A 23,321-nucleotide genomic window follows, 5' to 3' on the forward strand; every position below is an offset into this window, starting at 1 on the left:
GCAGATACCCGACCCCGTGCGGCGCGTCGGCGACGTACAGGGTCTGCTTCGGCTTCGGCAGCGGCTTGTGCCGGTACGTCGGTGAAGTGCCCGACATGCGGTGGACGATCCCGTCGACCGCGCCCGTCAGCGTGGTGCCGGTGACCTTCACGTAACCGCGCGAGTCGTTCAGGACGGCGTGCTCACTGCCCTCGATCCGGCCGGCCGCCAGCGTCATACCCCAGCGGTCGTCCATCTGGTCGACCAGTACGCCGATGTCGGTCCGGCGTACGTCGGGCTGCAGGAAACTGCCGGTGAACTGGGCGCGCTGACCGGCGACGACGTGGATGCCGACGCGGTAGTCGGACAGCGAGATCCGGTGGAACTGGTCCCACTCGAGGTCACCCAGGACCAGACCGGTGCCGTGCGCCCGGGTCCAGGCGTCCAGCGCCTGGCGGGACGGTGGCTTGTAGGCCGCCGGCGCCGAGGCCCAAATCGCGTTGTCGAAGGCAACGTTCTCCCAGGTGCCGACGTCGGCGCCGTTGTATGCCCGGGCGCCTTCGAGCAAGGCGGTGCCGTGGACGTTCCGGATGGTCGACGACTCGTGCACCTGGCCGGAGCTCGGTGCGTTGCCGCGGTCGTTCGGCATCGTGCTGATGCCGATGCCGCGGTAGGAGTTCAGCATGGTGACGTCGGCGACGGTCGCCATCATGTAGTTCTCGTTGCCGATCCACGCGCCGCCGGGGATCTCGAACGTGTAGTTGTACGGGACCGGGTCGGCGGCGTTCTGGTCCGGGTAGTAGGTGGTCACGCCGAGGACGCCGGCGCTGCCGCCGATCCGGAACAGGCTCGGCCCGTCGTCGCCGGGGGCGAGGTCGGCGATCACGACGGTGCCGTAGTCCGGGGACCGGCCGTGCTCGCCGCGCAGCGTGCAGAAGGCGTGCACCTCGATCGTGCCGGTCACCCGGTAGCGGCCGGCCGGCAGCCAGACCGTGCCGCCGCCCGCGTCCTGACAGGCGTAGATCGCCTGCTGGATCGCCTTCGTCGCATCCCGCCGGCCGCTCCGGTCGGCGCCGTACGCGGTCGCGTCGAAGTCCGCGATCACGCCGTCCTCGGTCGGGTTGGCGGTGGCGACCAGCCGGGGCTCCGGCGCGACGACCGGGGACTCGCGGAGCTGAAGCTCCTTGACGACGAACGACTCGGCGCCGGTCATGGCCACTCGCACGTACCGGGCCTTGGTGGTCGCGAAGCGGGTCTTGCTGATCTGGTTGGCGCCCGGTGATCCCGTCCGCCCGACTGTGGTGAACCTGGTCCCGTCGTTGGAGACCTGAACGGTGTAGTCGGGGGAGTGGGCCTGCGCCCATTCGACGCGTACGTCGTTCACCCGACGCGGCTTGCCGAGATCGACCTGCAGCCATGCGTCGCCCGGACCACTGGTCCAGGCAGTGGTGTGGTCGCGGTCGTTGACCTGGGCAGGCTCGGCACCGCGACTGGCGGTCGCCGTACCCTCGGGGGCGAAGTTGGTGTCGATCGGCTTGAAAGCGTCCACCTTGGCCTGCAGCGTCCGCAGCGCTTCCTTCACCTGTACGTCGGTGACGTCCGAAGTGGCCGCGATGGCTCGGGCGTCGTCGATCGCCGCCCGGAGGACTGCCCGGCTGCCGGCCGGATACTGGCCGTCGCGGGTGCCTTCGCGGGCGGCCCGCTCGGCCCGGGCCGCCTCGGCAATCACGTCGACCAGGCCTTCGGTGACGTCGAGAGCGCCGGCGACCTTGGCGACGCGGACGGCTGCGACCTTGAGGTCGACCGTGCCGTCACCGTTGTGGATCCGGAAGTCGGCGCCGTTCGAGCGGTTCGTCATCACCGCGTCGGGCAGTGCGAACGTGTGCGTCCTCCAGGTTCCGGTGTCGCCGTAGCTGACGAGCTCGGAGTTCTTGAACTTCTCCGGGAGGGTCTCGCCGGGAGAGTCGTAGTGCAGACCGAACTGTCCGTTGCCCTGGTCGAAGTAGTCGACGCTGATCAGGACCAGGCCGGCGCGGTTGTCGTACAGGTAGGTGTCGCTGACGTTCAGGTAGAAGAAGTTCGTGCCGGGCGACGGCGCGGTGCGGTCCGTCTGCCAGTAGGGGCGACCGTCCTGAACACCGGTGACCAGGTTCTCCGGACGGTCGCCGGCCCGCGGGCTGATGCGGTTCTGGATCGGTGCCGCGCCGAGTTGCACCGATGCGCCCGCCGCACTGATCCGGAGGCTCGCGATGGTGATGTCGGCGGACCCGAACAGCCGCAGGTCCGCGCCGCCGAGGCGATCGGTGAAGCCGATGTCGGTGAGCGCGAACGTGCCCGTCCTCCATCGACCGGTGCCGGCCGGTCGGATGTCGTCGGCGTCCGCCTGCGGGTCGGCGGCGGCGTCGTACTGGAGCTCGAGGGTGCCTGTGCCGGTGTCCAGGTACGTCACCGTCACCAGCACATCGTCGGTGCCGATCTCGTCGACGTAGTCGCGGTCGACGTCGAACTCCAGATAGCCGGTGTTCGCGGCCCGGTTCGTCCGCCAGTAGCCGCGGCCCTGCTCGGTGCCTGTCTGAAGCCCAGCGGGATCGTCGCCGGCGGCCGGGAGTACACCGAGGGTGGTCGGGGCCGGGCCGAGGTCGGCGCCGACCCCGCTCGGGTACATGGTGGCGGCCTCGGCCGGCGGCGCGGCGAGCACACCGGCCAGCACCAGGGCAGGGAGAATCCCCGCGAGCAGACGTCTGGTCATGCTGAAACCTCCAGGTGGCGGGCCGGAAGTACACGCTGGCAGGTGCTGCGCGGATAAGTTAAACCAAGCGTGTTACTTATTCAAGAGTCTGTGCTCCGGTCCGCGACCTGGGCTCTAACTGAACGCGGCCACGTTGCTTTTGGCCCAGTCGGCGAAGGTTGTGGCCGGACGGCCCAGGAGGCGTTCGGTGTCTGGGCTGACCGATCGCTCGGCGGCGGTCGGCGTACCGAGGATGCCGAGGGTGGACTCGACGACCGGCTCGGGCATGAAGGTGAGCATCCGGCTTCTCGCCTCGGCGCGCGTCAGTTCGACGAACTCGACCGGCTCGCCGACAGCGTTCGCGATCGCGTCGGACTGCTGACGCGGTGAGACCGGCTCCGGCCCGGTCAGGGTGTAGACGCTGCCAGTGTGGCCCGGTTCTCGCAGGACCGCGGCGGCAACCTCGGCGATGTCGGCCGGGTCGACCGCGGGCAGCGCGACGTCGGCGAACGGCGCCTCGAGCACGCGACGGGTGCGGACCGAATCCGCCCACTGGAACGCGTTCGAGCTGAAATTGCCCGGCCGGAGGATGGTCCATTCCAGACCGGACATCGCGACCGCGTCCTCGAAGTTCGAAGGGTGCCGCTGAGTACCCACGCCCTGCGAGGACAGCAGCACGACCCGCCGGACACCGGCGGCGCGGACGACGGTCAGGACCTTGCCGAGGTCGCCGCTCGCGAGGAAGCCGGGGGCGGTCAGCAGGAACGCCGCTTCGGCTCCGTCGAGGGCCGGCTTCAAACTCTCCGGCTCGGTCAGATCAGCCGGGAGGCGCCGGACTCCGCCGGCACCCGATGCCGGCCCGCTTTCTCCCGCGGGGATCGTCCGCGACACCGCTGCCACCTGCTCGCCGGCGGCAGCGAGGGCGGCTATCAGCGGGCGGCCGACGTTTCCGGTAGCACCGGTTACCACGATCATGTTCGCTCCTGTGTCAGTTCTTGTGCTTGACTGACGAGGACGCTACTTGCGTAGGCATAGTAGGTACCTAGAGGAAAGTACTGGGATTGTGATCGAGAGCACAGCGGTTGATCCGGTGCAGGCATGCCCGATCGCGCCGGTGGTCGACGTGGTGTTCAGCCGGTGGACGACGCCGATCCTGTGGACGCTGAACGAGTACGGGCGGCAGCGGTTCGTGGAGCTCGAGCGGCGGATCGGGGTGATCACGCCGAAGGTGCTGACGCAGCGGTTGCGGCAGTTGGAACGTGACGGCCTGATCGAGCGCACCTACTACCCGGAGGTGCCGCCGCGGGTGGAGTACGAGATCAGCGACCTCGGCCGCAGTCTCGCGCCGTTGTTCCACTCACTGGCGGACTGGTCGCCGAACCTGGCCAAGGTCGAGGAGGCCCGCCGGCGGTACGACGACCACGAGCCGGCCCATCGCCGTCCCTGACTGTCCGCGCACTCAAGCGACACCGACCAGGACCCGTTCGGGAGTCGGCTGCAGCTGGTCGAGCAGGGTGAAGAAGTGGGTGGCGGCGTCGCTGAGGCGGAGCAGACCGGCCTCGTGCGACTGCCAGCCGAACTCGAGCTCCCCGTCGATGGTGCGCTCGTCGAACGGTACGGCGTACCGGCTGAGCGTCGCCCGGGCCGGGCCGGTCCGCGGGTGGTGGTCACCGCAGCCGCACTCGGCCGCGATCGTGATCGTGGTCAGGGCGTCGGCGGGGAAGCGGCTGATCCGCAGCGTGGTGCCGCGCGCGGTGAACCGGGTGATCGTCGCGTCGTTCAGTTGCACGAGCAGCTCGACGGGGACGGCGTGCGAGCCGGGCAGCAGCCGGAGGCCGCGGGACGCGAGCAGATCGGCGAAGGCCGGGAGATTCATGCGGAAGATCCTGTGAGTGCTGGTGTCGGCGGGCGGGCCACGGAAAAGGGGCAGGGCCTCGTGCGCCGGGAACGGCGCGCGTCAGCGACGACAGCAACAACACAGCATGTGCATGCCGAAGATCATGACAGCTCGGCCCGGACCTGCCAAACACCGTCCGCCATCTGGAACAGCTGTCCGTGAGCCGGCGGTGCGCTGGACCCTCCGGTCACCGGAGGTACCACGATGTCAGCGTGCAGCACTGCGAAACGACAACTCTGGGTGTCCTGCTCGAGCACCTGGACATCGACCTGTCCGAACCCATGCTCTTCGGCCTGGGCTCGGGCCTGTCGTTCATCTACTGGGACAGCAAGGCCGTCGGGTTTCCGTTCCTGGGCGGCCGGGTCAAGCCGTTCGAGCTCACCAGAAACCTCGCCGCCGTTCTCGACCTGGACCTTGCCGTCGACGAGACCAGCTCGCCGCGGAAGGCGTGGAGAACCGTGGCGGCCCTGCTTGATGCCGGCCAGCCGGTCGGGCTGCAGCTCGACAGCTACTACCTGGACTACTTCAGCTCGAAGGTGCATTTCGGCGGGCATGTCGTGGCCATGCGCGGGTACGACGACCAGACCGCGTACCTGGTGGACACCGAGCAGCAGGGCGGAACGGTGTCCACCAGCCTTCGCAGTCTCGCCGACGCCCGGGCCGCGCGCGGCCCGATGACGGCGAAACACCGGTCCTTCACGCTTGCTGCTCCACGCGCGTTGCCGTCACCACGAGCCCGGATCGTCCCTGCCGTCACCGCCTGCGCCGAGGCGTTCCTCGACCCGCCGATCGCCAACCTCGGCCACCGCGGCATCGAGAAGGCCGGCAGGCTGATCCGCACCTGGCTCCAGCGCACCGGCGACCCACAACGGGACCTGCCGCAGGCCGCGCTCCTGATGGAGAAGGCAGGTACCGGCGGCGCACTGTTCCGGAACCTCTACCGGGACTTCCTCGGCGAATGCGTCAACCTGCTCGACAGCCACCACCTGCGCACGGGCCACGCGCACTACACCGAAGCCGCCACCCTGTGGACCGACGTCGCGGCCCTGATCGCCGAAGCGGGACAGACGGGTGACCCACAACACCTGCACCAGGCAGGCGACATCCTCGCGGAGCTCTCCCGCCTCGAGCGAGCGGCCATGCAAGCGCTCAGCTGCCTCGGCAGCTGAGCCCGGAGCGGGTCGGGTCAGTCCGCCTTCTTGCCGAACATGATCTCGTCCCAGCTGGGCACGCTGGCGCGCTTGTTGGTGCGCCGAGCGGCTTTCTTCTTCGGCTCCGCCTGCTCCTCGGCCGCAGCCGGCTCGCTCGCCGTGGTGGCCGGGGGCTCAGGTGCGGCCTTGGCTGCGGCCGTCACCTGCACGGGGTCGAGCTCGGGCTGAGCAGGCTTGGGCTGAACCGGGGCCGAGTCGGCCTGGACCGGCTCAGGTTGTGGAGCCGACCGCTCGTCCGAGGGACGCCGGGCAGCCGGGGCGCCGCGATCATGCGCGGGCAGCCGGTCAGAAGCCGGCCTCCGCTCGGGTGCCGACGGCCGGTCGGGGGTGATGCGGCGTTCGGTGAACGGGGTCTCGGGGGCGGACGCGCGTTCCTCCGGGGGAGTGACGATGGCAGCCTCGGCCGGAACGTCGGTGGGACGCTCGACGGCGCGGACGGACGGTCGCAGGGCCGGCGGCTGCTCGATCGGTACGTCGATCAGCGTCGGCTCGTCGTCCGGGTTCGGCACCGAGTGGACCCGGCGCGGGCCACGCTCGACGTCCCGGGAGGCGCCGGCTTCGCGGGGCGCCGGGTGGTTGCGGCGGGGCAGGCTGACGGTGTCCTCGAAGCCGGCCTCGTAGCTGTCGGCGCCGTGATCGGGCGCGACCGACAGGTCGATGTCGGCGACCGCGGACAGTCGGCGTTCGCCGGGCTGCGGCTGGACCGGCGGCGGCAGCACCTGAGCCTGCTCGCCGACCAGCCAGCGGGCCTCGTCGTCGTCGGGGACCGCGTACCGCCCGGGGGCGTCGTACGCGAACATCGCGATCTTCTCATCCTTCTTCTCCGCCTCGTCCGCGCCCTCGACGAAGTAGGAGACGCGGACCGCCCAGCGGCCATCGTCGCGCCGCCAGGCGTCCCACTCGGCCGACGCCGGGTCGACCTGACGGGTGCGCAGCCGCTCGGTCACCCACGCACCGAGGTTGCGGGTCGGAGCGTCGGCGCCGCCGCGCCGGCGGACGGACGCGCGTTGAGCCAGGCTGGCGATGTGGTCCCGCTCGGCCAGGACCGGGCCGGCGAACGCCATCACGCGTTCCATCGGCATCTGGGCGACGGCAGCGACCGCCTCGGGACTTTCGCCGGCGCGGATACGAGCCTGGATGTCTCGTGGGCGCAGCGCGCTCTCCATTTGAATCTCCAGCTGGCCGAGTCGGGCACGGTCGCCGCGGAGGGCCGCACGCAACCGGTCGTCGACCGGAACGGCGAACTCCTCACCCGTCTCCGCCATCGCCAGGACGAGTTGCTTTCCGTCCTGGCTCAGACCGACGAGCCTCGCCTCGCGCATTGACCTTGTTCTCCTGTGCGGTTCTCGACAGTCTCTCCCGGGACGTGCTGCCTGACCAAGACCGGCGCGCCGTGCCGCGCGGTCATTGTGGAGGTTACGTCACGAAAACACATCGTGCCTGCTCACAAGGGTCCTTATGATCACACCAGTCACAGTAGTCACAACACGGTGTGACCGCGACCGGCCGGTCAGCTCCCGAACGCGGAACGGACCGCAAGAGCCCGCTTCAGGTCGTCCACACTGTCGCCGACCGACCGCCGGATGCCGGCCGCCACGGACTCGTCCGCGACCAGGTCCGAGGCCCGGGACACGATCGCCGGCTCGACGGCGTACCGCGGGAACGCGAGCTTCGCGCTGAAGGCGACCACCCAGCCGGACCGCAGCTTCTCGGTGCCGGCGATCTCGGCGAAGTACCGGTCCACGTACGGCGCGGTGAGTTCGAGCTGGCCGGGATGCCAGAAGCCCTCGCTGGCGGCGTACAACTCGTAGTTCGGGACGTCGGCGTCGGTCATGATCTGCGTCCAGGCCCGCTCCTTGGCCTCCGGCGTCGGCAGCGCGGCGCGGCACCGGGTGGCGTGGACGACGCCCTCGGACGACGTGTCCCGCCGCAGCTCGGCGTCGATCTCCGCGTCGCCGACGGCGCCGAGCCGGGCGAGCTGGAGCAGCACCGTCCAGCGCAGGTCCGCGTCCATCGCGAGCCCCGCCGGCACGCCCTCACCGGCCAGCCAGCCCGCGAGTACGTCGGCCTCGCCGGCGAACCGGACCGAGCCGCGCGCCACCGCGAGCTGCAGGCTGCTGCCGGCCGGCGCGGTCCGGAGCCGCTCGGCGAGCGTGTCGGCCAGCCGGCCGCGGTACGGCTCGTACGGCAGGTAGACGCCGAGCAGGTGACTCTGCGCCCAGCCGACCATCGTCGCGACCGCGATGTCGCTGGTCTCGTGCGGCAGCATCCCGACCAGGACGTCGAAGCCGAGCTCAGGGTCGAGCTCGGCGTCGGCGACGGCGTCCCGGATGCTGTTCAGGACGACGGCCCGGGTGACACCGTCGGAGATCTTCGGCAGCACCGACGGCAGGTTCGCCAGGCTGTCCGCGTCGAGGCGGATCTTGGCCCAGGTGTCGTCACCGGCGTCCGGGATCACGACCGCGAGCGCCGGGTCGAGCTCGACCGTCACCTCGTCGGCATCCAGCAGTACGTCGACCGTCGTCGCCCGGCCGTCCGCGTCGTACCCACCGACCGACAGCTTGTGCGGGCGCTCGGCCGGGTACTCGGCCGGAGCGACCCGGCGCAGGGTGATGCCGGTGCCGCTGCGGCTTGCGCTGAGCGTGTCGACTCCGGGAGTGCGCAGCCAGTGCCGGGCCCAGGTGTCGAGGTCGATTGCGCCGGCCTCGGTCCACTTCGCGACGAGGTCGGCGAACGTCGCGTTGCCGAACTGGTTCGACTCGATGTGCGCGCGGACACCGGCGAGGAAGACGTCGTCGCCGAGGTAGGCGGCCAGCTGCTTGAGAACCGCGGCTCCCTTGGCGTACGAGATGCCGTCGAAGTCGTCCAGCGACGCGAGCGCGTCCTTGACCGCGTCGGCCGCCACCGGGTGCGTGGACGAGCGCTGGTCGGCCTGCAGCCCCCACCACTTCCGGATGAACGCGAAGTCGATCCAGTTGTCGGTGTACCTGGTCGCGTCGGTCGACACCCGGTGGGCCATGTACTCGGCGAACGACTCGTTCAGCCAGAGGTCGTTCCACCACTGCATCGTGACGATGTCGCCGAACCACTGGTGCGCCATCTCGTGCACGACGGTCCGGGCCCGGTTGCTGCGCTCGCCGTCGGTCACCGCCGAGCGGAACACCATCGGATCGCGGAACGTCACGCAGCCCGGGTTCTCCATCGCGCCGGCGTTGAACTCCGGCACGAACGCCTGGTGGTACTCACCGAACGGGTAGCGGCAGCCGAACATCCGGTGGTACTCGTCGAAGGACTGCTTGGTGACCTCGAAGATGTCCCCGGCCTCCCGCTCCAGCGCGTCCTTGAGCGACTGCCGCGCGACCACGCTGAGCGGGATGCCGTCGTGGGCGTCGGTGATCTGGTGGTACGGCCCGGCCACGACGGTGACGAAGTACGTCGACAGCGGCGGCGTCTCGGCCAGTTCCCAGCGACCGGGCGAGACCTGGGTGGCGGCGCCGTTCCCGAGCACCAGCCACTCCGGCGGCGCGGTCACCTTCATCCGGTACGGCGCCTTGAGGTCGGGCTGGTCGAAGCACGCGAAGATCCGCGGTGCCGCGTCCAGGAACGACATCGCGTAGGTGTAGACGAGACCATCGGCGGCGTCGACCGCGCGGTGCAGGCCCTCGCCGTCGTGCGAGTACAGCATCGACGCGACCACGACGAGCTCGTTGTCCGGCTGCAGGCCGGTCAGCTCGAGCCGCCCCTCGTTCAGTCCGGCGACGTCGACCGCCGTACCGTTCAGCGTCACCGAGGTGAGCTCGTCTGGTTTCACGTCCACCCATGTCGTCATAGCGGTGGCGGTGAACCTGATGGTGGTGGTCGACCCGAACGTGCGCTCGCCCTGAGTGAGGTCGAGATCGACGTCGTACGACTGGACGGAGAGTGCGGCGGCCCGGGTACGGGCGCCGTCGACGGTGAGACTCGGCATGCCGGCAACTCTATGCGGTTACTAGGCTTGGTCCCATGACGGACATGGAGTACCGGCAGCTGGGTGACTCGGGCCTGACGGTCAGTGTGGTGGGACTGGGCTGCAACAACTTCGGGCGGCGGCTGGACGCGGCCCGGACGGACGCGGTGGTGCACGCCGCGGTGGACGCCGGTATCACGCTGTTCGACACCGCGGACATCTACCACGGTGAGCACGGCTACAGCGAGGAGCTCCTCGGCAAGGCGCTCGGCAACCGCCGCGACGAGGTGGTCATCGCCACCAAGTTCGGCGGCGACATGCAGGGCGCGAACGGCCCGGACTGGGGTGTCCGCGGCTCTCGCCGGTACATCCGCAAGGCGGTCGAGTCGAGCCTGCGGCGGCTCGGCACCGATTGGATCGACCTCTACCAGCTGCACTTCCCGGATGCGGTCACCCCGATCGAGGAGACTCTGGCGGCACTCTCCGAATTGGTTGCTGAGGGCAAGGTCCGGTACCTGGGCAGCTCCCAGTTCGCCGGCTGGCAGGTGGTCGACGCCGACTGGGTCGCCAAGTCCGCCGGCCTGGAGCGCTTCGTCAGCGCGCAGAACCAGTACTCGCTGCTCGAACGCGACGTCGAGGACGAGCTGATCCCGGCCTGCGAGCACCTCGGCATCGGGGTGCTGCCGTTCTTCCCACTCGCCTCCGGACTGCTCACCGGCAAGTACAAGCGCGGCGAGGCGGCGCCCGAGGGCACGCGGCTCGCGACCCAGCCGGAGCGGCTGGCCCGGGCGGACTTCGACAAGATCGAGGCCCTGGAGACGTTCGCGGCCGAGCGCGACCTGACCATGATCGACGTGGCCATCGGCGGCCTCGCCGCCCAGCCCGCGGTCGCGTCGGTGATCGCGGGCGCGACCAAGCCGGAGCAGATCGAGCAGAACGTCGCCGCCGGCCTCTGGGACCCGACTCCCGCCGACCTGGCCGCCCTGGACGATCTCACGTGACCCTCATCCTGCTGCCGCCGTCGGAGGGCAAGACCGGGCGGTCCCGCGGTCGTCCGGTCGACCATGCGTCGTTGTCGTTCCCGGAGCTCAACCCGGTCCGCGAGCAGGTCCTCGAGGCGCTGGCGAAGGTGTCCGCGTCCGCCGACGCGTACGACGTACTCGGTGTCGGCGCCTCGCTCCAGCACGAGGTGGACCGGAACACCCGCTGGCGGACCGAGCCCGCCGTGCCGGTGTCCGAGCTGTACTCCGGAGTGCTGTACGACGCGCTCGGGTACGCCACGTTGTCGGCGGGCAGCAAGCGCCGGGCCGGCAACCGTCTGCTCGTCGTGTCCGCGGCCTGGGGCGCACTGCGGATGGCCGATCGCGTCCCGCCGTACCGGCTCTCCATGGGTACGACGCTGCCCGGCCTCGGACCGCTCGCATCGGTCTGGCGGGACCCACTGGCCGCCGCGTTGGCCGATGCCGACGGCGTCATCGTCGACTGCCGCTCGTCGACGTACGTCGCCGCCTGGCGACCGACCGGAGAGCGGGCCGCCAGGTGGGTCTCGGTGAACGTCGTCCGCGAGCGCGCCGGTGTTCGATCGGTCGTGTCGCACAACGCCAAGCACACCCGCGGACTCGTCGCCCGGCACCTGGTTGAATCCGGCAAGGATCCGGGCACGCCGAAGGCGTTGCACACGCTGGTGAGCGAACGCTGGAACGCCGAACTCGACCGCACCGGCACCGGCTGGACACTGACAGTGCTGGAGCACGACTGATCGGTCGAGCGCTTGACACCGTCCGGCGGGTGGCGAACGCTCCGAAGAGGAGGGGTCCAAGGGGGAAATCGTCATACACATCAATCGTGTCGGCGCTGACATCAGTGAGCTCAGCGACCAGTTGCAGGTGCCCGGCATCGGCTTCTTGCGGGTGAATGCGTTCGTCCTGATGGCGGCCGAGCCACTGGTGGTCGACACCGGGTTGAGCCTGCCCGGCCGGGGCTACATGGATGCCCTCGGCACCGTGGTCGATCCGCAAGACGTGCGATGGATCTGGCTGACACACCCGGACCGCGACCACACGGGCTCACTGTTCGACCTGCTCGAGGCGGCTCCGCAGGCGCGGTTGATCACCACCTTCATCGGCGCCGGGATCATGTCGACCGAGCGCCCGCTGCCGATGGACCGGCTGTACCTGCTGAATCCGGGCGAGTCGCTGTCGCTGGGGGACCGGACGGTGACGGCGTTCCGGCCGCCGTTGTACGACAGCCCGGCGACCGTCGGCTTCTACGACGACCGCTCGCGGGCGTGCTTCAGTTCGGACTGCTTCGGTGCCCCGATGCCGACGGCGGAGCTGGCCGGTTGCGGTGACGTCAGCGACGCTCCGCGGGACGCACTGCGCGGCGGACAGCTGCTGTGGGCAACGCTCGACAGCCCCTGGGTTCACACCGTCGACCAGGAGGCCTTCCGCCGCAGCGTCCAGCCGCTACGGCAAATGAATCCCGACGTCATCCTCAGCAGCCACCTGCCGCCGGCCCCGGCGCACACGACGGAGTTCCTGGATCTGCTCGAGACGGCCCCGCGAGCCGATCCGTTCGTCGGACCGGATCAGCGCGCGCTGGAGGAGATGCTCGCGAGCTTCGAGCCGGCCGCACCGGCACCGGCCTGAGCGGGACGTTCACGCGGCCTTCATCGGTGAGTGGTTTCCTACGGTGCGTGACCAGGGAAGGCTGAGGGCAGCACGTCAGGGGGGACCCGCCCAACCCGTCGGAGGCCTGACTGATGCGACGATTCACCACTCTTGCGACCGCGGTGGTCGCCACCGCGACCGCCTGGGGCCTGAGCGCCGGACCGGCGCTTGCGTACCCACCGACGCCGCCGTCCGCGAGTACGGCGGCCACGCAGCTGGCAGGTCTCACGGTGCGGACCGAGGGCTCCACCAGCGGCTACAGCCGCGACCTTTTCCCACACTGGATCACGCAGTCCGGCACGTGTGACACGCGCGACCAGGTGCTCAAGCGCGACGGCTCCGGGGTCACCGTCGACAGCCAGTGCGAGCCGACCGCCGGCCGCTGGTACAGCGTGTACGACGCCATCTGGGTCGAGGACGACTCGTCGGTCGACATCGACCACATCGTTCCGCTCGCTGAGGCGTGGAAGTCCGGCGCGAACGCGTGGAGCACTTCCCGCCGCCAGCAGTTCGCCAACGACCTGACGGTCTCGCAGCTGATCGCGGTCTCGGCGTCGAGCAACCGCTCGAAGGGTGACCGGGACCCGTCGGAGTGGAAGCCGACCAACTCCTCGGTGCACTGCATCTACGCCCGCGAGTGGATCTGGGTGAAGCACACCTACGGGCTGTCACTGCAGTCGGCGGAGAAGACCGCCCTGCAGCAGATGCTCGGCACCTGCTGAGTCAGTCCTCGAGCAGATGGCGGCGCTGGGCGTGGATCCCGGCCTGGAACCGGGTTCGCGCACCCAGCGTCTCCATCAGCTCGGCGACCCGGCGGCCGACGGTCCGGCTGCTCAGCCCGAGCTGTCGCGCGATCGCGTCGTCCTTGAACCCGGCGGCGAGCAACGTCATCAGCCGGGCGTCCTGCGGATCGGTCCTGGCCGGCGGCACCACCGGAACCGCCTGGTCCCACAGCAGGGTGAACATCTCGATCAGCGCGTCCAGCAGCGCACACGGATGAACGACGAGCGCACTGTCGACCAACTGGTCGACCGACAGCGGCAGCAGCGCGACCTTGCGGTCGAACACCGCCAGCTTCATCGGCACCTGTGGATGCACCCGCGACGTCTCGCCGGCGTCGGCCGCGCTGTACGCCTCGTCCACACCACCCGGCACGTCGAGGGAGTCCGGGGAGTAGATGCCCTGGACAACCACACCGTCACCGAGCAGCCCGCGGACCCGCGGGTCGGACTCCCCGGGCTGGGACGCGTACGGCGGCCGGTCCAGGACCAGCAACTGCTCCCGCGTCCCGTTCAGCAACTGGGCGAACCGGGCCGCGATCGCCTCCTGCCCGACGATCACCTCGACCAGGTTCTCCGGCCGATGCTGCTCCTGCGCCCGCAACTCGGTGAGCATCACCCGGGCCTCGGCGCGCACCCGGTCCAGCTCGGCCCGGCGGACGGCGACCAGCGCGTCGACCGCGACGTCCGGCCGGGTCGGCAGCAACCGCGGCGGTTCGTCGGAGGTGGTCGTCAGCAACCCCAGGTCCTCGAGCCGCTCGACGGTCGCGAGCACCGCTTCCTCGTCCCGGTCGAGGCGCTTGGCGACCTCGGTCAGATCGCATCCGGGCGCCGCCAGCAGGGCCCGATAGGCCTCTTCGTCCGCCGGTTCCACCCCCAGCGACTCCAGCATGACAACCCTCCCGCGCGCCCGGATCCCGGAAAGGCTATCTCGTCCCGCGGCCGGTGTGGATTCGTTTTCAGGTGAATGGCGAGTTCGCGCCATGTCCGACATCCGTCAGCGAGACCGATGGTGCGGACGCCCCCAGGATGGGGTACGACTGGCTGAGCAGGGCGCGCGCGGACCGGACAGGGGACGCCCGGTCAAGCCTCAACGCGCGCGCCCGCTCTTCTGTCCTTCACCCGCAGGTACATCCACCAGACCCCGCGTTGCAGCAGCAGCGTGACCATACCTGCCGCAGTCGTCCCGGCGAGGTCGACGCCGAGCATCACGGCAATGGCCGCGATCATCGTCGCCAGGGTGAGGACGGCGCAGTACACCCAAACGCCCTTGGCCTCGTTGTAGGCCTGCTCGACGACCGCGTCCCAGATGACCGCGTCGTCACGTGCGCCCAAGGCCGCCTTCTCGGTCTCCCGGGCGTTCCGCGAGGGCGCGGACGAGGGCGTCGACGAGCGTGTCCAGAACGCGCTCGCTGCGATCCGGTGGGACGATGAGACGAAGGTGCATCACGGGCCACATGCTCCCAGGCCACCGGTCACCGTCCGGTTACAGCCTGATCCAGGGTGACCGAAAGTACTGGCTGATGCACCCCGGGTGTGGTCGACTGTCGGACCGATCCAGGGAGGCAGGATATGAAGGAGCGAAGCGAGTTCAGCGAACAGCACAGTGCGCTCGGAGTCTCATCCGCGCCCGGAGCGAAGCGAGGACGGGGATGAGCGAGAGTACTAGCGCGGCGGCGGCGACGGCGGAGAGCGGCAAGCGGCCGGAGCTGAAACGGGTGATGGGCCCGGGACTGTTGCTGCTGTTCGTGGTCGGGGACATCCTCGGCACCGGTGTGTACGCGCTGACCGGGAAGGTGGCCGGCGAGGTCGGTGGGGCCGTTTGGCTGCCGTTCCTGTGCGCGTTCGTCGTGGCGTTGCTGACCGCCACCAGCTACTTGGAGCTCGTCACGAAGTACCCGCGGGCCGGTGGTGCGGCGGTCTACACGCACAAGGCGTTCGGGATCCACTTCCTCACCTTCCTGCTGACGTTCGCGGTGATGTGCTCCGGCCTCACCTCGGCGTCCAGCGCGTCGAAGGCGTTCGCGGCGAACTTCTTCTCCGCGATCGACATCGACCCCGACCGCGGTTCGCTGCTGATGATCACCTCGCTGGCCTTCATGGCGCTGATCGCGCTGGTGAACCTGCGCGGCGTCGGTGAGAGCGTGAAGGCGAACGTCGTGCTGACCTGTATCGAGCTGACGGGTCTGCTGATCGTGATCGCGATCGGCGCCTGGGCGATCGGCAGCGGCGACGGCGACACCTCCCGGCTGACCGAGTTCAACACCCCGTCGGGTGAGTCGGCGTTCGGAGCGGTCACCGCGGCGACCGCGCTGGCGTTCTTCGCGATGGTCGGCTTCGAGGACTCGGTGAACATGGCCGAGGAGACCAAGGACCCGGTCCGGATCTTCCCGAAGATCATGCTGATCGGCCTGTGCGCCACCGGCCTGATCTACGTCCTGGTCGCGATCTCCGCCGTCACCCTGGTGTCGCCGGACGACCTGAACGAGGGATCGACACCGCTGCTGAAGGTGGTCTCGGCCGGCGCACCGGGCTTCCCGCTCGGGATCTTCGCCTGGATCACGATGTTCGCGGTCGCCAACTCGGCACTGATCAACATGCTGATGGCGAGCCGGCTGCTGTACGGCATGGCACACGAGCAGGTCCTGCCCGGCCCGCTCGGCCGCATCCTGAACCGGCGGCGGACGCCGTGGGTCGCGATCCTGTTCACCACCCTGCTGGCCTTCTTCCTGATCGGGTACGCCGACCTGGCCGCGCTGGGCGGCACAACGGCCTTCCTGCTGCTGTGCGTGTTCGCGATCGTGAACGTGGCCGTCCTGGTGCTGCGCCGGGACCGGGTGGAGCACAGGCACTTCCACGCGCCGACCGTGCTGCCGGTGCTGGGTGCCGTCCTGTGCGTCTACCTGGCCAGCCCGTTGTCCGGGCGCGCGACCGCGGACTACAAGATCGCCGGCTGGCTGATGGTGATCGGCGTTTTCCTGTGGATCGTCACCTGGCTGCTGAACAAGTACGTGTTCAACCGGCACCCCGACTTCGATCCGTCGCACATCGATCCGAGCGGTCCGGTGAACTGACCGGGAGCAGCGCCGCGACGACGACAGTACCCACGGCCGTGAGCCCGGTGGCGACGGCGATCCAGCCGAGCGCGGGGTAGCCCGCGCCGGAGCCGATCGCCAGACCACCGAGCCACGGCCCGGCGGTGATTCCGACGTTGAACGCGGAGAAGTTCGTCGCCGTCGCCGGCGTGGGTGCGTCGCCCGCCAGGCTGAAGACCCGGGCGTTCAGCGCCGGGTTGGTCGCGAACCCGAAGCCGCCCAGCAGCGCGATCACGGCGACGGCGAGGACCGGGCTGCTCGCCGTGAGCGCGAGCGCCGCGGACAGGACACTCAGCCCCGCGATCCCGGTGAACAAGGTGTGGAACGGCAACGCGTCCGCGGTCCGGCCGCCGAGCGTGATCCCGATGAACGAGCCGAGGCCGTAGAGCGCGAGGACGCCGGGAACGGCGCCGGGACTCAGCCCGCTGGTCTGGATCAGCAGGGGAGCGAGGTAGCTGAAAACGACGAGGATGGTGGCCGTGACGAGCGCGGTCGTGCCGAACGCGAGCCACAGCCGGGCGTTCGCCAGCGCCCGGACCTCGGCGCGGAGCCGCGGGGTCTGTTCCGGGTCCGGCCGGCCGCCGGGGACGGCGCTGACGACACCGACCATGGCGACCATACAACCCGGCGACGGTCCAGAACGCCGTCCGCCAGCCGAGGTGCTGGCCCATCACCGTGCCGGCCGGGAGCCCGACGATGGTGGCGATGGTGAGGCCGCCGGTGACGACACTCATCGCCCGGGCCCGGGCGTTCGCCGGGACGAGCGCGACCACGGTCACCGCCGCGACGGACCAGAAACCGGCGTAGACGAAGGCGCCGACGATCCGGGTGACGAGCAGAATCGCGTAGTTCGGGGTGAGCGCACCGGCCACGTGGCTGAGCGCGAAGACGGCGAGGAAGAGCAGCAGCGCCGTACGCCGGGACCAGGTGAGCGTGACGACGGCCAGGACGGGTGCGCCGACGAGCATGCCGACGGCGAACGCGGAGATCAGCAGACCGGCCGCGGGGATGGAGACGTGCAGGTCCGCTGACAGCTCAGGGAGCAGTCCGGCGAGCATCAGTTCGGACTTGCCCTGAGCGAAGATTCTCAGGCCGAGGACGTAGACGGCCAGCGGCATCGCGATCCCCCATACCCCACTCGACGATAGCCACCGTGAGTATCCCGAAGACCACCCTCGGTCGTCGCCGCGCTGCCCACAGGCTGAGACTTGGGCCGGTGCGGCATCGTTGGTACATGAACGAGCGGAGCGAGTTCATCAGAAGGTACAGCGTGGGCGGCGCCTCATCCGCGCCCCGGAGCGAAGCGAGGACGTGGATGAGCTTCCAGACTCCCGCGAAGCGGACCGGACGGCCGGTGGACGCCGGCCGGATCGGCAGTGGACTGAAGTTGCTCGTCCTGCTGGTCGGGCTGATCTGGCTGAGCGAGATCGTCGACACCGCGCTGAACGGCGCCCTTGATCAGTACGGCATCGTCTCCCGTGACCCGGAGGGACTGCTCGGGGTCGTCACCGCGCCGTTCCTGCACCTGGGCTTCGGCCACCTGATCTCGAACACCTTGCCGCTGGTCACGCTCGGCGCGCTGATCGCTGTCAGCGGTGCCGCCCGGTTGTTCGCGGTGACCGCGCTCGTCACGGTGATCGGGGGGTTCGGCACCTGGCTGGTGTCGCCGCCGAACACGATCACCATCGGTGCGAGCGGGCTGGTGTTCGGCTTCGCGGCGTACCTGATCACGCGGGGAGTCTTCAACCGCCGGCTGGGTCAGGTCCTGGTCGGCGTGCTCGTCGTGCTGGTGTGGGGGAGTGCGCTGCTCGGCGGATTGCTGCCGCAGGACGGCATCTCCTGGCAGGGGCATCTGTTCGGCGCGATCGCCGGGGTCATCGCCGCCTGGGCGCTCGCCGACCAGCGACCGAAACGCCGGCCGGTCGTCCGAGTCGGCGTCTAGGTCAGCGTCGACGGGTCGGTGTTCGCGCCGCACACCACGACGACGATCCGCTCGCCGCCCGCGGGTTTGTAGACCCCTGACGCCAGCGCGGCGTAGGCGACGGCCGCACCGTGCTCGACCGCCAGGTGATGGTCGCGCCACAGTTCTTTGCGAGCAGCAACGATTGACTCCTCGCCGACGAGCAGCGATTCGACGGTATGCCGGCGAACCGCCTCGAACGCGAGGTCGCCCAACCGCCGGGCACCCAGTGAGTCCGCGGCCACGCCGCCCACCGGGCCGTCGACGGGCTGCCCGGCGTCGAGCGCGTGGTGCAGGGTCGGCGCCAGCTCGGGCTCGACGCCGATGACCCGGGCGTGGTCGCCGATCGCCGTCGCGATGCCGGCGATCAGTCCGCCGCCGCCGACCGCGACCAGGACGGTGTCGAACGTCCCGGCCTGCTCGAGCAGCTCCAGCCCGACGGTGCCTTGGCCGGCGACGACTTCCGGATGGTCGTACGCGTGCAGCAGGAGCGCGCCGGACTTGTCCCGCGCGTCCAGGGCCGCTTGGTACGCCTCGGCGTACTCGGTCCCGGCCTGGACGACCTCGGCCTTCAGCCTGCGGAGCTTGGCGACCTTCGGCGCGGGTGCGGTGACCGGAACGAAGATCCGCGCCGGCACGCCGAGCTCACGGGCCGCGTAGGCCGCCGCGAGACCGGCGTTGCCACCGGAGGCGGTGACGAGGCCCTGTCCGCCGAGCTCGCCGTTCTCCAGTGCGGTGAGCAACCGGTTGAACGCGCCGCGCGGCTTGAACGAGCCGGTGTGCTGGAGGAGCTCGAGCTTGAAGGTCAGCCCCGGCGCCACGTCGACCACCGGTGTTCGTCGTACCCGTCCGGCGATCCGCTCTGCCGCTGCCCGCACCTCGCCGAGACTTACCGTCATGCCCCAACCCTGCCACGCTGAGCGGATGGGTGCTTACGAGGAGGACTACCGGCGGAGTCTCGACGACCCGGAAGGCTTCTGGCTGGAAGCCGCCGGAGCGATCCCGTGGACCAAGCCGCCCCCCGTGCGCTGGACGACTCGGGCGCGCCACTCTCTACCGGTGGTTCGCCCGACGCCCAGCTGAACACGTCGTACAACGCTCTCGACCGGGCACGTCGAGTCGGGCGGCACCCGGTTGCCGCCAGGCGACGAGATCGCGACCCGTCGCCGCGGACCTGGTAGGCGATTCGCCGGCCGTCGGCGATTGTCGCGTGCGGCACGGGAGCAGTCTGCCTGATGTGGCGGCGGGTTAGGCTCGGGGTATGCGAGTCGTGATTGCGGGTGGCCACGGACAGATCGCACTGCGGCTGACGAAGCTGCTGGCCGGTAGCGGGCACGAGGTGGTCGGCCTGATCCGGAACCCGGACCACGAAGCCGACATCGCGGCCGCCGGCGGGCAGGCCGCCGTCCTCGATCTCGAACAGGTCGACGCCACAGCGGTGGCCGACATGCTGGCAGGTGCGCACGTGGCGGTCTTCGCCGCCGGCGCCGGGCCGGGCAGCGGGAAGGCACGCAAGGACACCGTCGACCGCGGAGCGGCCGCGCTGTTCGCGGACGCCGCCGAGCAGGCCGGCGTACGACGGCACATCCAGGTCGGCTCGATGGGGGCCGACCGGGCCGACTCGTTGACCGACGACGAGGTGTTCACCGTCTACCTGAAGGCGAAGTGGGCCGCGGAGGAAGACCTGCGACGGCGCGACCTGGACTGGACCGTCCTGCGTCCGGGCGGGCTCACCGACGACCCGGGTACCGGCCGAGTCCTGCTCGCGGACAAGACCGGCAACGGCAGGATCAGCCGCGACGACGTCGCGCTCGTGCTCGCCGGCCTGTGCGCAACCCCGGCCGCGATCGGCCGGACCCTCGAACTCGTCGCCGGACAGACCCCGGTGGCGGAGGCTCTGAAGAATCTCTGACGTTGCCACAAGCAACAGAATGTGACGGTTATGGGCGACACTCTCCGGCAGGTGCGCTTCGAGCGCCTGGCCAACAGCAGCTACGAGGTCCGCAACGCGCGCGGCGGCACCATCCGGATCGGGTCCGGCGGTGACGACACCGACTTCACTCCGGTCGAGCTGCTGCTGGCCGCGATCGGCACCTGCTCCGCGATCGACGTCGACGTCGTGGTCAGCCGTCGCGCGGAGCCGACCGAGTTCACCGCGGTCGTCCGCGGCGACAAGGTCCGCGACCCCGAGGAGGGCAACCGGATGGAGAACGTCGCCGTCGAGTTCACCATCCGCTTTCCCGAGGGCGAGGACGGCGACAAGGCCCGCGAGGCCCTGCCACGCGCGGTGAAGATGTCCCACGACCGCCTCTGCACCGTCAGCCGCACCGTGGAACTGGGCACCCCGATCACCACCACGGTCGACGAAACGGTCTGAACCCTCAGCCACCCAGGAACTCGTGGACCCCGCGGAGGCGGGTTCTGAGCTGCTTCTGGGTTCGACTGCTGTCGAGGCGGACGTCGGAGGGCAGGCCCGGAGTGAACGGCAGGGACTGCGGGTCGAGGCCGTCGCGGGTGGCGATCAGACGGCCGAGTTCGAGGCGGTTGACCGCGTCCGGTCCGGCGACGTGGGCGGTGCCGCGGATGTCGCCGGCCAGCAGTTCGAGCAAGGCCGAGGCCAAGTCGGTCACGTTCACCGGACAACGGATGTTGCCGGTGTACAACGCTCCCGGCTCACCGGCGGCGAGCGCGTGGACGAGTCGCTCGGTGGCCGACGTGCCGTCGTACCCGACGACGAGCGAGGTACGGGCGATGACCGCGGACGGATCGACGGCCCGGATCGCCGTTTCGGCGGCCGCCTTGGCCGCGCCGTACGGCGTGACCGGGCAAGGGCTCGCGTCCTCGTCGTACGGTTCGTCGCCGCCGCCGAAGACCACGTCGGTCGACACGAACACGAGCCGGATCCCGCGGGCGGCGAGCGCGATGTTCGCGGGTCCTTCTGCGGTGGTCGTCCAGTCCGACTGCAGGAAGGCGGCGTGGATGATGCCGTCCGGACGCACCTTCCGGATGACGCTGTCGACCTGGTCGTGGTCCCGGACGTCCATCCGGATCCCGCCCGGAACTGCCTGTCTGTGGTAGGTCGGTACCACTTCGTGCTCGGCCAGCCGCACGACCTCGCCCCCCAGCAGCCCAGCGGCACCAGTGACGAGCACCCTCACGCCATCAGCCTACGACGACGATCCCGCCACCCCGCCGTACACCTGCCAACGCGCCGGCTCCACGGTCACCGGGTGGGTGTCGTGGGAATTTGCCGGGGACCGCGGTAGGGCTGGGTCTGGGAGTAGACGAGGTTGGTGGTCGTGCTGCCGAACTCGGTGAGCTCGTTGACCAGTTCCTCGAGGTGCGGCATGGACGCGGCGGCGACCTTGAGGGTGTAGCAGTCGTCGCCGGTGGTCCGCAGGCACTCGAGGATCTCGGGACGCACCTGCAGCAACCGGTGCAGCGGCTCATGCTTGTTGCCGGGGTACTTGAGTCGTACGACGGCGAGCACCGGGTAACCCACCTTCGCCAGGTCCACGTCGGCGCGGTACCCGCTGATGATCCCGGCCGACTCCAGCCGCCGGACCCGTTCGGTGGTCGCCGACGCGCTCAGGTTCACCCGGCGGCCGAGCTCGGTCAGCGACATCCGGCCGTCGTTTTGCAGCTCGGCCAGGATGGCCCAGTCGGTCGGGTCGAGACTCTCGGTCATACCGCGAATATACCGGCGATTCCCCGGCGGAAGCCGCCTGATGGCATGAGGAATCCCTTCAGAACACGGCCACCGCCTGGATAGCCTGAACGACGTGGAACTCGGTGTGAACGTCCCCAACTTCGGCCCTGGCACGAACCCCGCCCGGCTGCGTGACTGGGCGCGCACGGTCGAAGGTCTCGGCTACGACCTGCTGATGGTCTCCGACCATGTCGCCATCACCCCGGACGTGGCCGAGCAGTACCCGGCACCCTTCTACGAGCCGTTCACCACGCTGGGCTGGCTCGCCGGTATCACCGACCGGGTGCGGCTCGGCACCACGGTCCTGATCGCGCCGTACCGGCACCCGTTGCTGACGGCAAGGATGGCGGCGAACCTGAACGAGCTGAGCGGCGGCCGGCTCGTCCTCGGCGTCGGGGTCGGCTGGGCCCGGCAGGAGTTCGAGGCCCTCGGCGCGGACTTCGACCGCCGTGGCCGGGTCACCGACGAGACGCTGGTCGAGATCCGGCGTGTCTGGGAGGACGACAAGGACTACGGCTCCGGTCGCATCCCGCTGTGGATCGGCGGCCGCAGTACGGCGGGACTCCGCCGCGCCGTCCGCCTCGGCGACGCCTGGCACCCACTCCGCGAACGGGTCGACTGGATGAGCACGGCATTGAACCGGCTGCGGGAGATCGCGGCCGAGCAGGACCGCCCGGTGCCCGAGTTCGCGCCGCGGATCCTGCTCCGACTGACCCCCGAGCCGCTGACCGACGACAAGCGGGTGGCGGGCGAGGGCTCGCTCGACCAGGTGCTGGCCGATCTCGACCTACTCCGCGATCTCGGCGCGCGGAGCGTCGTACTGGACCCCTTCGTGGGTGACCCCGCCGAGACCGAGAGGCCCGAGGTGGCCTGGCAGGCGCTGGCTGCGATCGCCGCGCACCGACGATGGGAGAACCGATGACCCCCGAAGCCGAAGGCTTCCTCCGCCGCGCGATCGAGCTGGCCGCGGCCGCCCGCGCCGGCGGCAATCCGCCGTTCGGCTCGCTGCTGGTCGGCCCGGACGGGACCGTCCTGGCGGAGGAGCGGAACTCGACGATCACCGACGGGAACATCAGCTTCCACCCGGAGCTGAAGCTCGCGGTCTGGGCCGCGCGTGAGCTGGACGCCGAGACGGCCGCGGCGACGACCATGTACACGAGCTGCCAGCCGTGCGAGATGTGCTCGGGTGCGCTCGCGCGCTCCGGTCTCGGCCGAATCGTCTACGCGTTGTCCGGCGAACAGCTCGACGGACTCAAGTCGAGCGGCAGCTTCCCCGCCGTACCGCAGGACGGACCCGCGCTCTACGACGAGGCGAAGGTGCCGGTCGACGGGTACTACGCGTAGACCG

At 70.1% G+C, this 23,321-nt stretch carries 24 protein-coding genes and 1 pseudogene; 13 read left to right on the forward strand and 12 right to left on the reverse strand.

What is annotated here, in order from left to right:
- Window positions 1–2,728: discoidin domain-containing protein (locus E1218_RS18680; RefSeq protein WP_132321851.1), on the reverse strand; the 2,728-nt coding region annotated here is incomplete at its 3' end.
- Between the two features lie 114 nt (window positions 2,729–2,842).
- Entirely contained in the window at window positions 2,843–3,682 is an 840-nt protein-coding gene (locus tag E1218_RS18685) for an NAD(P)H-binding protein (RefSeq protein WP_132321853.1), read from the reverse strand.
- An 88-nt stretch (window positions 3,683–3,770) separates the two neighbouring features.
- Here E1218_RS18685 and E1218_RS18690 point away from each other — a divergent pair, with 88 nt between their 5' ends.
- Complete coding sequence (locus E1218_RS18690) at window positions 3,771–4,154, forward strand: winged helix-turn-helix transcriptional regulator (protein WP_233712308.1); 384 nt, start codon at window positions 3,771–3,773, stop codon at window positions 4,152–4,154.
- Between the two features lie 12 nt (window positions 4,155–4,166).
- Here E1218_RS18690 and E1218_RS18695 read toward each other — a convergent pair whose 3' ends face one another.
- Window positions 4,167–4,583: a hypothetical protein gene (locus E1218_RS18695; protein WP_132321855.1), complete on the reverse strand. Its 417-nt coding sequence runs from the start codon at window positions 4,581–4,583 to the stop codon at window positions 4,167–4,169.
- 233 nt (window positions 4,584–4,816) lie between these two features.
- Between E1218_RS18695 and E1218_RS18700 the strand changes: the two genes are divergently transcribed.
- Window positions 4,817–5,773, forward strand: coding sequence for a BtrH N-terminal domain-containing protein (locus E1218_RS18700; RefSeq protein ID WP_233712309.1), 957 nt, complete (start codon window positions 4,817–4,819; stop codon window positions 5,771–5,773).
- Between the two features lie 17 nt (window positions 5,774–5,790).
- Here the strand turns inward: E1218_RS18700 and sepH are convergent, their stop codons facing one another.
- Window positions 5,791–7,137 carry a septation protein SepH gene (gene sepH / locus E1218_RS18705; RefSeq protein ID WP_132321857.1) on the reverse strand — a complete coding sequence of 449 codons (1,347 nt, stop codon included), beginning with the start codon at window positions 7,135–7,137 and terminating at the stop codon, window positions 5,791–5,793.
- Between the two features lie 188 nt (window positions 7,138–7,325).
- Window positions 7,326–9,782 (reverse strand): aminopeptidase N, encoded by a 2,457-nt coding sequence (gene pepN / locus E1218_RS18710; protein WP_132321859.1) that lies wholly within the window; start codon window positions 9,780–9,782, stop codon window positions 7,326–7,328.
- Between the two features lie 35 nt (window positions 9,783–9,817).
- On the opposite strand from pepN, the gene E1218_RS18715 reads away from it, so the two are divergent.
- From E1218_RS18715 to E1218_RS18730, 4 genes are all read left to right on the forward strand, one after another.
- Complete coding sequence (locus E1218_RS18715; protein WP_202866081.1) at window positions 9,818–10,762, forward strand: aldo/keto reductase; 945 nt, start codon at window positions 9,818–9,820, stop codon at window positions 10,760–10,762.
- Window positions 10,759–11,520, forward strand: coding sequence for a YaaA family protein (locus E1218_RS18720; protein WP_132321860.1), 762 nt, complete (start codon window positions 10,759–10,761; stop codon window positions 11,518–11,520). The genes E1218_RS18715 and E1218_RS18720 overlap by 4 nt, the downstream gene beginning before the upstream one ends.
- Window positions 11,521–11,671: 151 nt before the next feature.
- Entirely contained in the window at window positions 11,672–12,409 is a 738-nt protein-coding gene (locus E1218_RS18725) for an oxygen-binding di-iron domain-containing protein (RefSeq protein ID WP_233712310.1), read from the forward strand.
- Window positions 12,410–12,522: 113 nt separating this feature from the next.
- Window positions 12,523–13,152: an HNH endonuclease family protein gene (locus E1218_RS18730; protein ID WP_132321864.1), complete on the forward strand. Its 630-nt coding sequence runs from the start codon at window positions 12,523–12,525 to the stop codon at window positions 13,150–13,152.
- A 1-nt stretch (window position 13,153) separates the two neighbouring features.
- Here the strand turns inward: E1218_RS18730 and E1218_RS18735 are convergent, their stop codons facing one another.
- Both E1218_RS18735 and E1218_RS18740 read right to left on the reverse strand, forming a co-directional pair.
- Window positions 13,154–14,101 carry a helix-turn-helix transcriptional regulator gene (locus E1218_RS18735; protein WP_132321866.1) on the reverse strand — a complete coding sequence of 316 codons (948 nt, stop codon included), beginning with the start codon at window positions 14,099–14,101 and terminating at the stop codon, window positions 13,154–13,156.
- Between the two features lie 191 nt (window positions 14,102–14,292).
- Window positions 14,293–14,544: a hypothetical protein gene (locus tag E1218_RS18740; protein WP_132321868.1), complete on the reverse strand. Its 252-nt coding sequence runs from the start codon at window positions 14,542–14,544 to the stop codon at window positions 14,293–14,295.
- Between the two features lie 317 nt (window positions 14,545–14,861).
- Here E1218_RS18740 and E1218_RS18745 point away from each other — a divergent pair, with 317 nt between their 5' ends.
- Window positions 14,862–16,283, forward strand: coding sequence for an APC family permease (locus E1218_RS18745; protein WP_132321870.1), 1,422 nt, complete (start codon window positions 14,862–14,864; stop codon window positions 16,281–16,283).
- Here the strand turns inward: E1218_RS18745 and E1218_RS37325 are convergent.
- Both E1218_RS37325 and E1218_RS37330 read right to left on the reverse strand, forming a co-directional pair.
- A complete protein-coding gene (locus E1218_RS37325) occupies window positions 16,225–16,914 on the reverse strand; it encodes an MFS transporter (RefSeq protein ID WP_233712311.1) in 690 nt (229 codons plus the stop codon). The genes E1218_RS18745 and E1218_RS37325 overlap by 59 nt on opposite strands.
- 67 nt (window positions 16,915–16,981) lie before the next feature.
- Window positions 16,982–17,422, reverse strand: a pseudogene (locus tag E1218_RS37330) (MFS transporter); the annotation flags it as partial.
- Between the two features lie 197 nt (window positions 17,423–17,619).
- Here E1218_RS37330 and E1218_RS18755 point away from each other — a divergent pair.
- Window positions 17,620–18,246, forward strand: coding sequence for a rhomboid family intramembrane serine protease (locus tag E1218_RS18755; protein WP_132321872.1), 627 nt, complete (start codon window positions 17,620–17,622; stop codon window positions 18,244–18,246).
- Here E1218_RS18755 and E1218_RS18760 read toward each other — a convergent pair.
- Complete coding sequence (locus E1218_RS18760) at window positions 18,243–19,163, reverse strand: threonine/serine dehydratase (protein WP_132321874.1); 921 nt, start codon at window positions 19,161–19,163, stop codon at window positions 18,243–18,245. The two genes, E1218_RS18755 and E1218_RS18760, sit on opposite strands and share 4 nt — an antisense overlap.
- Before the next feature lie 25 nt (window positions 19,164–19,188).
- Between E1218_RS18760 and E1218_RS37335 the strand changes: the two genes are divergently transcribed.
- The 3 genes from E1218_RS37335 (at window position 19,189) to E1218_RS18775 (ending at window position 20,641) form a co-directional block, all read left to right on the forward strand.
- Window positions 19,189–19,347: an acetyl-coenzyme A synthetase N-terminal domain-containing protein gene (locus tag E1218_RS37335; RefSeq protein ID WP_233712312.1), complete on the forward strand. Its 159-nt coding sequence runs from the start codon at window positions 19,189–19,191 to the stop codon at window positions 19,345–19,347.
- Window positions 19,348–19,525: 178 nt separating this feature from the next.
- Window positions 19,526–20,176 (forward strand): SDR family oxidoreductase, encoded by a 651-nt coding sequence (locus E1218_RS18770; RefSeq protein WP_132321876.1) that lies wholly within the window; start codon window positions 19,526–19,528, stop codon window positions 20,174–20,176.
- A 30-nt stretch (window positions 20,177–20,206) separates the two neighbouring features.
- A complete protein-coding gene (locus E1218_RS18775; RefSeq protein ID WP_132321878.1) occupies window positions 20,207–20,641 on the forward strand; it encodes an OsmC family protein in 435 nt (144 codons plus the stop codon).
- A gap of 4 nt (window positions 20,642–20,645) precedes the next feature.
- Here the strand turns inward: E1218_RS18775 and E1218_RS18780 are convergent, their stop codons facing one another.
- The gene (locus tag E1218_RS18780; protein ID WP_132321880.1) at window positions 20,646–21,422 is read right to left on the reverse strand and encodes an SDR family oxidoreductase; all 777 of its coding nucleotides are present in this window, start codon (window positions 21,420–21,422) and stop codon (window positions 20,646–20,648) included.
- Between the two features lie 65 nt (window positions 21,423–21,487).
- Window positions 21,488–21,952, reverse strand: coding sequence for an Lrp/AsnC family transcriptional regulator (locus E1218_RS18785; RefSeq protein ID WP_132321882.1), 465 nt, complete (start codon window positions 21,950–21,952; stop codon window positions 21,488–21,490).
- A gap of 94 nt (window positions 21,953–22,046) precedes the next feature.
- Between E1218_RS18785 and E1218_RS18790 the strand changes: the two genes are divergently transcribed.
- Window positions 22,047–22,895: an LLM class flavin-dependent oxidoreductase gene (locus E1218_RS18790; protein WP_132321884.1), complete on the forward strand. Its 849-nt coding sequence runs from the start codon at window positions 22,047–22,049 to the stop codon at window positions 22,893–22,895.
- Window positions 22,892–23,317, forward strand: a complete 426-nt coding sequence (locus E1218_RS18795) for a nucleoside deaminase (protein ID WP_132321886.1) — start codon at window positions 22,892–22,894, stop codon at window positions 23,315–23,317. Before E1218_RS18790 ends, E1218_RS18795 begins: the two co-directional genes overlap by 4 nt.
- The last annotated feature ends 4 nt before the right edge of the window (window positions 23,318–23,321 follow it).

Origin of the sequence: Kribbella turkmenica (assembly GCF_004348725.1) — a bacterium.
Taxonomy (GTDB): domain Bacteria; phylum Actinomycetota; class Actinomycetes; order Propionibacteriales; family Kribbellaceae; genus Kribbella; species Kribbella turkmenica.